The following is a 1,102-nucleotide window of genomic DNA, read 5'->3' as shown; positions in this document are numbered from 1 at the left end:
GCCAGTGACAATGCTGCTAGCAGGCCGGCTATCCACGCCCGTGGGCGCGCTACTGTGTAAGGCATGACTCTCCTCGTGGAACTGTGGTTACTTGCGCGCCTCGTCGCCCTTCAAGGGATAGTCAGGATGACGGAGTGCCATCATGGTCACGAACACCTTGACGTTGCCGTCGCGCAGAAAATGCACCGCGAACCTTCCGATTTCCTCCGGCCCGTAGGGCGGCACGGGGACGATCCGCACCTGCGGAACATCGTCGATGCGATTGACCCATCGAACCTTCACCGTCGTGCCAGGCTTGTAGATCCGTGGCACCGTGACGCAACAAGTGAAMTTKCCRCCGCCCTTGTGCGCCCCGATATTCGGGCCGCCATGACCGTTGACCTCGAACGCATAGATGCCCACATCGGTGTGGTTATAGCCAACCATTTCCACTGAGATTGGCTCGTCGCCGCAACCGGAMATCGCTAGCGACAGTGCGGCTAGCAGACTGCCTGCCCACGCCCGTGGGCGCATAGCGTTGAATCGATTCTTGCTGCCTGAAGTCGGTGGTGCAGTGCTGTAAGGCATGACTCTCCTCATGAACCTGTGGTTACTTGCGCGCCTCGTCGCCCTTCAAGGGATAGTCAGGATGACGGAGCGCCATCATGGTCACGAAGACCTTGACGTTGCCGTCTCGCAGAAAATGCACCGCGACCCTTCCAATTTCCTCCGGCCCATAGGGCGGCACCGGGACGATCCGCTCCTGCGGAACATCGTCGATGCGATGGACCCACCTAATCTTCGCCGTCATGCCAGGCTTGTAGATCCGTGGCACCGTGACGCAGCAAGTGAAATTGCCTCCGCCCTCGTGCGGCCAGATATTCGGGCCACCACGGCCATTGACCTCGAACGCGTAGATGCCTACATCGGTGTGGTTGTAGCCAACCATTTCCACCGAGATTGGCTCGTCGCCGCAACCGGACATTGCCAGTGACAATGCTGCTAGCAGGCCGGCTATCCACGCCCGTGGGCGCGCTACTGTGTAAGGCATGACTCTCCTCGTGGAACTGTGGTTACTTGCGCGCCTCGTCGCCCTTCAAGGGATAGTCGGGATGTCCAAGAC

The 1,102-nt window shown here is 59.8% G+C and carries 2 protein-coding genes; both read right to left on the bottom strand.

Annotated features, from left to right (window positions below; genetic code table 11):
* Window positions 1-87: 87 nt before the first annotated feature.
* A complete protein-coding gene (locus tag AC1EJR_RS27280) occupies window positions 88-426 on the bottom strand; it encodes a DUF3304 domain-containing protein (protein ID WP_477147856.1) in 339 nt (112 codons plus the stop codon).
* A gap of 163 nt (window positions 427-589) precedes the next feature.
* Window positions 590-1,030 (bottom strand): DUF3304 domain-containing protein, encoded by a 441-nt coding sequence (locus AC1EJR_RS27275; protein WP_441645978.1) that lies wholly within the window; start codon window positions 1,028-1,030, stop codon window positions 590-592.
* Window positions 1,031-1,102 lie beyond the last annotated feature (72 nt).

The organism is Cupriavidus sp. 05T42 (assembly GCF_056396345.1).
This window is presented reverse-complemented; position numbering and strand designations above follow the sequence as displayed.